Source organism: uncultured Arcobacter sp. (genome assembly GCF_937982575.1).
Taxonomy (GTDB): Bacteria; Campylobacterota; Campylobacteria; order Campylobacterales; family Arcobacteraceae; genus Arcobacter.
In genome coordinates, this window is record NZ_CALJLR010000010.1 from 1 (window position 1) to 9927 (window position 9927).

Sequence of the window (9927 nt, forward strand, 5' to 3'; positions counted from 1 at the left end):
GAAGTGGTGCACTTTTGCACTGCATATTGGTGCACTTTTGGTTTGCACTTGACACTCATGGCTATAGTCGCCAAAATACCGGTTACAAGATGTCCCATCATTAAAGAGAAAAAAAGTACAGTCATAACTCCGGGGCAGGGAACTATGCCGACTGAGAGCGCTACAATATATGACTTTTTATCTTTTGTTTTTTCTATTTTTTCATAAGTATTCCACTCTTTTTTTAATTCATAGATTAAATAAAATCCGACAAAAATAATAAATATTCCGGAAACTTTATACATAATATCCACACTTTGGTTGAATGTTCTAGAAAAGAGACCATCTACCAAATAGTAGATTAAAAATGTTAGGATTAAAGCTGATAAAGCATGAATTGTTGAAACAAGATAGCCCATTTTAAAAGCGCTTATAAGCCTTCTGCCTTGAGATAAAAAATATGAAGCTACTATTGCTTTGCCATGACCAGGTCCGGCCGCATGAACTATGCCATAAACAAAAGCAATAGCTATAATAGTGAGTGAGCCATAAATACCTGCTTCATCTACCTGTTTAAAAGAGGATGCTATATTTGTATTTAATATTTTTTGATAACTATTTATCTCATAAATAAATTTTCCCCAAAGTTCACTCATTTAGTACCTCTCCATTTGACAATCAACATATCTGCAATATAGTAATCTTTGTCTTCTAACTTAAAATCTACAGAAGAAAGCTCTATATTTTCATGGTTAATTTTTATTTTTATATCTTCACTAAGATGAAAAGAGGTTAGATTTTCTTCATCAAAACAGCCTATTTTAAGCTCTTTTATTGATAAATCTATATTCGTTGAAATACTGAATTTATATACAAGCTTAACCCCTTCTATATAGGCTGTGAAATTTTGCGGCTCTGAAAATTTTAATTTTTTGTTTTTTTGATGCGGGGAGATATAGTAGTTGAACTCTTTTAAGTTGTCAAATGATTCTTGTTTTAAAAAAGCTATCTCTTCTTTTTCTAGTTTGTTATTTCTGTTTTGATCAAAATCCATTAGTAAAAGACTTGAAGTCATCTCATCAAAATACCAATACACATCCATATCTGAACTATTTTGGTTTATGACTATATCAAATTTAACATCTACAAATACATGGGGATGACTAAATAGCAGAGTATATAAAAATGATAAAATAAGTATATACTTCATAACAGCCTTTATTTTTTTTGTTTTAAATGCTAACTAAAAAAAACTTATGTTTTGATAATAATAATCGATTGTAAAAAAAATTTTTTGAAGTCAATCAAAGCGATATACAACATTTATTAATATTTATTATTAAGTTTTTATAAAATATATACCTATTTTTGATATAATCAATTACTTTATTTACAGGCTACTTAATGGGCGAAGAGAACAAAAAACGATTAGAACAACAACTTTGGAATATAGCCAATGAGCTTCGTGGCAAAATGGATGCCGATGAGTTTAGAGACTATATTCTTGGATTTATATTTTACAAGTATCTCTCAGAAAAAATAGAAGATTATGCAAATGAACTACTTGAAGAAGACGGAGTTAAATACACTACACTTGATGAGAACTCAGATGATGGTAAAGAGTACCTTGAAGCGATAAAAGAAGATGCTATAGAGCAACTTGGATATTTCTTAAAGCCGAGTGAGCTTTTCTCAGCAATGGCAAAAAAAGGTAATGGCGAGGGTAACAACTTCATCTTAGAAGATTTAACAGCAGTGCTTAGACACATAGAACAATCAACTATGGGTCATGCGAGTGAAGATGACTTTGAGCACCTCTTTGAAGATTTAGACCTAACATCTACCAAACTTGGACGAACAGAAGAGGCAAAAAACACCCTTATCTCAAAGGTGCTTTACCATTTAGACAACATCGACTTTGAACTTAAAAACCACGACAGAGATGTTTTAGGGGATGCTTATGAGTACCTCATAGGAAAGTTTGCAAGTGGAGCTGGTAAAAAAGCAGGAGAGTTTTATACTCCTCAAGAGGTCTCAAAAGTCTTAGCAAAAATCGTAACTACAAAAAAATCAAAACTCCGCTCTGTCTATGACCCAACTTGTGGTTCAGGCTCATTACTACTACGAGTTGCCAAAGAGGTTGAAGATGTATCTAACTTCTACGGGCAAGAGTTAAACCGCACTACATACAACCTTGCAAGAATGAATATGATTATGCACGATGTGCATTACAGAAAGTTTGATATTAAACAAGAAGACACTCTTGAAAATCCACAACATATGGATGATAGATTTGAAGCGATAGTTGCCAATCCTCCGTTTTCTGCTAACTGGTCAGCTAATCCACTTCACATGAATGATGACAGATTCTCTCAGTACGGAAAGTTAGCACCATCAAGTAAAGCAGACTTTGCATTTGTGCAACATATGATTCATCATCTTGATGATAATGGAACAATGGCGATTGTTCTGCCACATGGTGTTTTATTTAGAGGTTCTGCCGAGGGGCATATAAGAAAGTACCTTATAGAGGATAGAAACTATCTTGATGCAGTTATAGGACTGCCTTCAAATATATTTTACGGAACATCTATCCCTACATGTATATTGGTCTTTAAAAAGTGTAGAGAGGATAGTGACAATGTGCTCTTCATAGATGCTTCAAATCACTTTGGAAAAGCTAAAAATCAAAATTATCTTAGAGAAGATGATGAGCATAATGATATTGAAAAAATAATCTCAATCTATAGAACAAGAAGCGTTGAAGATAAGTACTCCTACCTTGCTTCACTTGATGAGATTAAAGAGAATGACTACAACTTAAACATACCAAGATATGTAGATACATTCGAAGAAGAAGAGCCTGTTGATTTAGATGCTGTAGTTAATTTACTGGTTCAGGTTGATAAACTTTCACAAGTTAATGATGAAATTTTGGAAGAATACTGTCATGAATTATCCTTACCAATTATAAGCGGGAACAATATTTCTCTTTTAAAACAGTATAAAAAAGGTATAACACAAAAAATATTAAATCAAGAAATTAGATTTAAAGCTGATGATGGAAGTGAATTTCCTATGTGGGAAGAGAAAAATTTAGGGGAAATTTTTAACTTTTTAAGAGGTAGTGCTTTGTCTAAGTCTGATTTAGTTCCTAATGGGTTGACAAAATGTATTCATTATGGGGAGTTATTCACAATATATAAAGAAAAAATATTTAATGTTATATCTTCTACGAATTTAACAGATGGACAAATGAGCATAATTGGCGATATTCTAATGCCAAGCTCTGACGTTACACCTCAAGGATTGGCAACAGCAAGTGTTATTATGGAAAATAATGTAATTATAGGGGGAGATACTAATATCTTAAGACCTAAACATGATACTAACTCTCTATTTATTTCATACTTTTTAAACAACAATAAGAAAGAAATTATGAAATTAGTTACTGGTACAACAGTTAAGCATATTTATAACAAAGACATTGCAAAGTTGAAAATCAAATTACCTTCTTTGGGGGAACAAAATAAAATAGCACATTTCTTGTCTACAATGGATATTAAAATTGAACAAGTGCAAAAGCAGTTAGAACCGACAAAAGAGTTTGATAAAGCACTCTTAGAGCAGATGTTTTTTTAGGATAATTATGACGGAGTTAAAACAAGTAATTGAGAAGTACAGTGGAAATTTTGAGCACTTTGAATACTATTACTTATTAATTGATAAAGTAGAAAAAAACTTATCAACAAATCCAGATATTGCTATTGAATGTTGTAAAGCTCTAATTGAAGGGATATGTACAACAATTCTTTTATCATTAGATAAATCTCTTACACAAGAACATATACTAAAAAATTATAATTTACCACAGATATTTAAAGCATATAAGCAAAAGTTGGCTGATTATGATGAAACTTTTGAATTAGACTTTGTTAATGGCTTTAATCATAGTGTCAAACTAATTGGTGAAATAAGAACTAAACGTGGGGATATTGCACATGGAAAACAGGCACCAAAGGAATTTAGTAGCTCAACTGAATTTGCGAAATTCGTTGTAAACTTATCTTCTTCTCTATTGGTTTATAGCTTAGAACATTTTTTTAATATAGAGTTCTTAGAAGAACTGAAATATTCTGAAAATGAAGATTTTAATAATTTTTTAGATGAGAATAATGAATTACCTGGAAAAGTTCAGTATAGTTTAGCACTCTTTGAACAGTATCCCGAAGATTATAAACTTCAGCTAATGCAATATTTGTCTGATAAGGAAGATAATAAAGACCTTGACGAAGAAGTCACAGTTGAAGAGCCACAAGAAGAAGTCACAGTTGAAGAGCCACAAGAAACAGTTTTAACTGACGAAAATATAATCGATGAAAAATATCTTACATTACTTCAAAAAGAGAACTCTGAGAACAATTTACAAAAACTTTGCATCAATGAAAAATTACATATTAATAAAGTGTTGAAGTTAATAGACACATACTTATTTGATGGTAGAGAGCCATTGTCAAGTGATATAGTTAAGCTATTAAAGGAAAAACCAAAGTTGCTTGAAAGGGCAGATAAAATCAATCATATTAAAAATAAAATTTTTGAATTTATTCATGAGAATATCAATGAAAATTAAACAACATTTTCACAACAGATGCTTATATGAGGTAAAGTCGTGAAAGAAAATGTTGGATATTACACTGTACCTATTCATTTTGGTAACTTTCAGGGAGAACATAAGATAAATTCAAGTTCTCTATCAATATTTATTGAAGCATACAAAGAGATATCTAAAACTTTTGGTATAGAGATTGAAGTTCAAATTGGCATACCATCAGAAGGTGGATGGAAATCAAATTTGTTAGTTGGAATTGGTCTGATTGGTATTAATCCTTTTGTTGCATTACTCACTGGAGAAACTGCTGATGATTGGGCGAAGAAAGGACATACTGAAATTGTAAAATATATAAATCAATATATTACAACAGAAGCTAATGATTTATCTGATGAAATCCCAAAAGAGTGTACAAAACAAAAAAATAAAATATATCAACAGTTTCAAAAAGATAATTGTATAGATAGCTTTAAAATAGATACATTTCCAGCTATACCAAAATTGAATTTTCAAAATTATATTAAAGAAATACCTGATGAAGAGGTAGTATATCTTGGTGAGACAAATATTACTGTTCATAGTCCTGATTGGAAAGGAAAACGGTCTTGGAAAGGAAAAATTGAAATTCTTAAAGATAAAGAAAATGCATTTGATTTTGATAAAGATTTAACTGGTAGGTTTTGGGAAAAAGTTAAATTAGATTTACTACCGTTACACACAACAGATGTGATGAGAGTTCAACTTATTAAAAGACCTACCCGTCAAGTAAAGTATCTTGCTATCAGAGTTTTAAATTATAATGGAGAAGAAATTGATACCCCTATAATAAATAGTGATATCTCTAAGATTGCTCTCATAGATTATCCAGCAGAAGATGAATTAAATTTATTTTCATTTGAATATGGACAATTAAAGGATGAATAAATGAATATACAAAGGTATGAATATGTCAAACTATAAAATATTTTGTGATGAAAGTAATCATTTATATAATGATGAGTCGGATATTATGGTCATTGGTGGTATTAGATGTGAGGCTTCACAAGTAGAGTTTATAAATAGATATATCAAACATCTTAAACATAAACACAATGCTAACAATGAATTGAAATGGACTAAATTAAATAATAATAAAAGGGCATTTTATACCGAATTATTGGAGTTCTTTTTCTCAAGAGTAGATATGAAATTTAATACTCAGGTTGTTATTGGAAAATCAAACCTCAATCATGATAAGTATAATGATGGCGAAGCTGATAAATTTTACTACAAAATGTACTATTACGCTCTTTTGCCATTTTTTAATGTAGATGAAGCATATAATATCTTTATGGACTATAAAGATACAAAGGGTGGGAGAAGAGTTAAAGAACTAAATGATGTTGTTCACAATACATTTTATGGAAATATTGCTACAACATATACAATTATACATTCTCATGAATCACAAATAATGCAACTGTGTGATATTTTAATAGGAGCAATAGGATATAAAATTAGAAAAGATATCGAACATACAAGTAAGGTTAAAAATTTTATTGTTGATGAATTAGAAAGGTTAAGTGGTTTTGAGCTTGACTATTCTACTCCTGAATGGGAAGAGAAATTCAGAATATATAGATTTCATCCAAGGAAGTCGTATGCTCAGTGAAATTATTGATTTTACCAACTGTTGTACAGATGATAAAAAAATTGATTTTCTCTATGCCATTTTTAAAGATGACTTTGTTGACAATGATGTCCATTTAAATGGAACAGTATATATTGACCCCAAAAGTCATGATAAACATGAAGAAAAAGAAAATATTTTTTGGCATATTGTTACAAGGAAGGATAGAGGAAGAAGAAACTTTGACCCTCCAAGAGCATGTAGAATCAAGTGGATAAAACCAATAATAGTTAATCATTCTCATGCAAAAATCAAGTTGTTTTATTATTATGAAGATACTGGAAAGGTAAGACTATATCTTTGGGCTTTTGAAAATGATTTTGTTGTCATTCTTCAAAAATTAGGTAGTAGTAGTTCATATTTAGTGACAAGTTTTTATATAGATTATGAGCAAAAAAGAGAAAAATTTCAAAAAAAGTATGAAGATTATAACAATAAAACAGATGAAAGGCTAAATGGTTGTGAATGGTTTTAATGTAGTTGTTCGCCTGTGGGCCAGACGAAAGCCACCTCTTGACACGCAATGGTATCTGAGCGACAACAGTATACTATTAGTGCACTTAGTTGTCAATAAAATTAATAAACTATATTTAAGTTGGATGATAAAAAGGTAATATATGAGCACACAATCAGAAGCAATTTTAGAAGAAAATCTACTCAAACAACTCGCTTTACAAGAGTATAAAAGAGTTGTTATCAATGATGATACAGAGCTTGAAAACAACCTAAAATCTCAGCTTGAAAAGCATAATAAAACGACCATTACAGACACAGAGTTTAAAAGAGTTCTCAACCACCTGAAAAAAGGCTCTATTTACGAGAAGGCAAAAATCCTCAGAGATAAGTTTGTCCTCCCTTGTGATGATGGTACTACCAAATACATAGAATTTTTAGATTCTGAACACTGGTGCCAAAACCTTTTTCAAGTTACCTCACAAGTGACTGTTGAGGGGAAATATAAAAACCGCTACGATGTGACCATTCTTATCAATGGTTTTCCATTGGTTCAGGTTGAACTAAAAAGAAGAGGCTTAGAACTCAAAGAAGCGTTCAATCAAACTATGAGATATAAAAGACACTCATACAGCACAAATAATGCTCTGTTTAACTACATACAGCTCTTTGTGATTAGTAACGGTGTAAATACAAAGTATTATGCAAACTCAAAGTTAGAATCTATGAGCTTCAAGCAGACATTTTACTGGACGGATGTAGAAAACAGAAGAATTGATAACCTTGAAAAATTCACAGAGCTGTTTTTGGAGCGCTGCCATCTTTCTAAAATGATATGTAAGTATATAGTCCTTGCAGAGGTTCCAAAGATTTTAATGGTTCTAAGACCGTATCAGTTTCATGCAGTTGAAGCTATCATCGACAGAGTGTCAAACTCAAATAAAAACGGTTATATCTGGCACACGACAGGCTCAGGAAAAACACTCACTTCATTTAAAACCGCTCAAATCCTTATGAAACTGCCAAAAGTGCATAAAGTTGTATTTGTAGTAGATAGAAAAGATTTAGACTACCAGACAACAAAAGAGTTCAACAGCTTCTCAGATGGCTCAGTAGATGGAACAGACAACACAAAAGCTCTTGTAAAACAGTTTAGTGACGATACAAAGCTCATCGTTACGACCATTCAAAAGCTCAACACTGCAATATCTAAAAAACAGTACCTCTCACAGATGGAAGAACTAAAAGATAAGCATATAGTCTTTATTTTTGATGAGTGTCATAGAAGCCAGTTTGGAGAGACCCACTTAGCTATTACGAAATTTTTTACTAAAAATCAGATGATAGGCTTTACAGGAACACCTATCTTTGCCGAGAACGCTACAAATAATGCTCTTGGAAAAAGAACCACAAAAGAGCTCTTTGATGATGCTCTGCATAAGTATGTCATCACGGATGCCATCAATGATGATAATGTTCTTAAATTTTCCATCGAATATGTGGGAAGATACAAAGAGAAAGAGGGAAGTCAAACCTATAAAGATATAGAAGTTGAAGACATAGACACAAAAGAGCTTTTAGAGAGTGACGAGAGAATTGAAAAGATTGTAGATTACATCATCGCTAATCATGATAGAAAAACTCATAGCAAAGATTTTACGGCTATGATGACGGTAAGTTCAGTTGATATGCTAATCAGATACTATGAAATCTTTAAATCAAAACAGCATAATCTAAAAATAGCTACTATCTTCTCGTATAGTGCAAATGAAGAGGATAAAGATGCAACTGGCGAGACAAATCTTGATGAGGCTGACGGTGCTCATGTAGATGATGAGCATATCAATAAACACTCACGAGAGAAGCTCGATGAGTTCATAGAAGACTATAATGGTATGTTTGGGTGCAAATACTCCACAAAAGACTCTCAGAGCTTTTACAACTACTATAACGACATCTCAAAACGAGTGAAACAAAAAGAGATAGATATACTTCTTGTTGTAAATATGTTCTTAACTGGATTTGACTCAAAAACACTTAACACTCTCTATGTAGATAAAAACCTCAAATATCACGGTCTTATACAGGCATTTAGTAGAACAAACAGAATACTTAACGAGCAAAAATCACAAGGTAATATTATCTGTTTTAGAAATTTAAAGAGTGCTACAGATGAAGCCATCGCTCTGTTTTCAAACAAAGATGCAAAAGAGATAATCCTTATGGAGCCGTATGAGGATTATGTTACAAAATTTAATGCTAAATACAATGCTCTACTTGCTATCACTCCAACCGTTGAGAGTGTTAGTGAACTCTTTGGAGATGAAGAGAAGTTAAAGTTTGTTCAGGCATTTAGAGACTTAATGAGGGTTAAAAATGTCATCGCTGGATTTAGTGATTTTAAATGGTCTGATGTAGCGATGAGCGAACAAGAGTTTGAGGATTATAAATCTAAATATCTTGATATGTATGAAGAGATTGGAAAACCAAAAGATGGGGTCGAGAAGGTCTCAATCCTTGAAGATGTAGATTTTGAGCTTGAGTTGATTCATAAAGATGAAATCAATGTGACCTACATCATACAGCTTCTTGCTCAGTATGCAGATACAGAAGATGACGCAGTCAAGTCAAAACAAAAAGAGAATATCAGTAATCTACTCAACAATAACCCTCAGCTTAGAAGCAAAAGAGAGCTCATTGAAAGATTCATTAATGAAAACCTTGCTAACATCAAAAATACAGATGACATAGAGCAAGAGTTTGAGAAGTTCTGGGATGCAGAGAAGGAAAAAGCGTTTAATGAGCTTTGTGAAGAGGAGAATCTTCAAAACGATAAAGTCAAGCAGGTTATAGATACTTATCTGTATGATGAAAGAGTACCTTTGGCAAACGATATAGCTGGAACTTTAAAAGAAAAGCACACATATTTAAAAAGAAAAAAAATTATTCCGAGAGTACTTGATAAGATTGTTGATTTTGTGGATAAGTTTTTTGAAAAGTAAATAAAATACTTATTTACATAAAAGTGTTGCACTTATTATTTGAATTGGCGGAAGATGTTAAAAGAGCTTCTTTTTTAGGAAATATTTAAGGGCACAAATGGGCACAATAAATCAAATCAAGTCTTGGGAAGTGCGTATTTTAGGGGTTTATAAAGAAGTGGCTCCGGATACTGGATTCGAACCAGTGACCAAGTGATTAACAGTCACCTACT

Annotated in this window: 8 protein-coding genes; 6 read left to right on the forward strand and 2 right to left on the reverse strand. The window is 31.9% G+C overall.

Features of this window, described 5'->3' with window-relative positions:
- Window positions 1–635, reverse strand: a 635-nt coding sequence (locus Q0617_RS08835; RefSeq protein WP_298752555.1) for a hypothetical protein, incomplete at its 3' end; no start/stop codon positions are given.
- Window positions 632–1189, reverse strand: a complete 558-nt coding sequence (locus Q0617_RS08840; RefSeq protein WP_298752557.1) for a DUF1007 family protein — start codon at window positions 1187–1189, stop codon at window positions 632–634. The genes Q0617_RS08840 and Q0617_RS08835, both read right to left, overlap by 4 nt.
- A 194-nt stretch (window positions 1190–1383) precedes the next feature.
- Between Q0617_RS08840 and Q0617_RS08845 the strand changes: the two genes are divergently transcribed.
- The 6 genes from Q0617_RS08845 (at window position 1384) to Q0617_RS08870 (ending at window position 9715) form a co-directional block, all read left to right on the forward strand.
- Window positions 1384–3621: a type I restriction-modification system subunit M gene (locus tag Q0617_RS08845; RefSeq protein ID WP_298752562.1), complete on the forward strand. Its 2238-nt coding sequence runs from the start codon at window positions 1384–1386 to the stop codon at window positions 3619–3621.
- Window positions 3622–3628: 7 nt separating this feature from the next.
- Window positions 3629–4612: an abortive infection family protein gene (locus Q0617_RS08850; RefSeq protein ID WP_298752564.1), complete on the forward strand. Its 984-nt coding sequence runs from the start codon at window positions 3629–3631 to the stop codon at window positions 4610–4612.
- Between the two features lie 39 nt (window positions 4613–4651).
- Window positions 4652–5515, forward strand: a complete 864-nt coding sequence (locus Q0617_RS08855; protein WP_298752565.1) for a hypothetical protein — start codon at window positions 4652–4654, stop codon at window positions 5513–5515.
- Between the two features lie 22 nt (window positions 5516–5537).
- Window positions 5538–6242, forward strand: coding sequence for a DUF3800 domain-containing protein (locus Q0617_RS08860; RefSeq protein WP_298752567.1), 705 nt, complete (start codon window positions 5538–5540; stop codon window positions 6240–6242).
- Window positions 6232–6735, forward strand: a complete 504-nt coding sequence (locus tag Q0617_RS08865; protein ID WP_298752568.1) for a hypothetical protein — start codon at window positions 6232–6234, stop codon at window positions 6733–6735. The genes Q0617_RS08860 and Q0617_RS08865 overlap by 11 nt, the downstream gene beginning before the upstream one ends.
- Before the next feature lie 142 nt (window positions 6736–6877).
- Window positions 6878–9715 carry a type I restriction endonuclease subunit R gene (locus tag Q0617_RS08870; protein WP_298752569.1) on the forward strand — a complete coding sequence of 946 codons (2838 nt, stop codon included), beginning with the start codon at window positions 6878–6880 and terminating at the stop codon, window positions 9713–9715.
- Window positions 9716–9927: the final 212 nt, after the last annotated feature.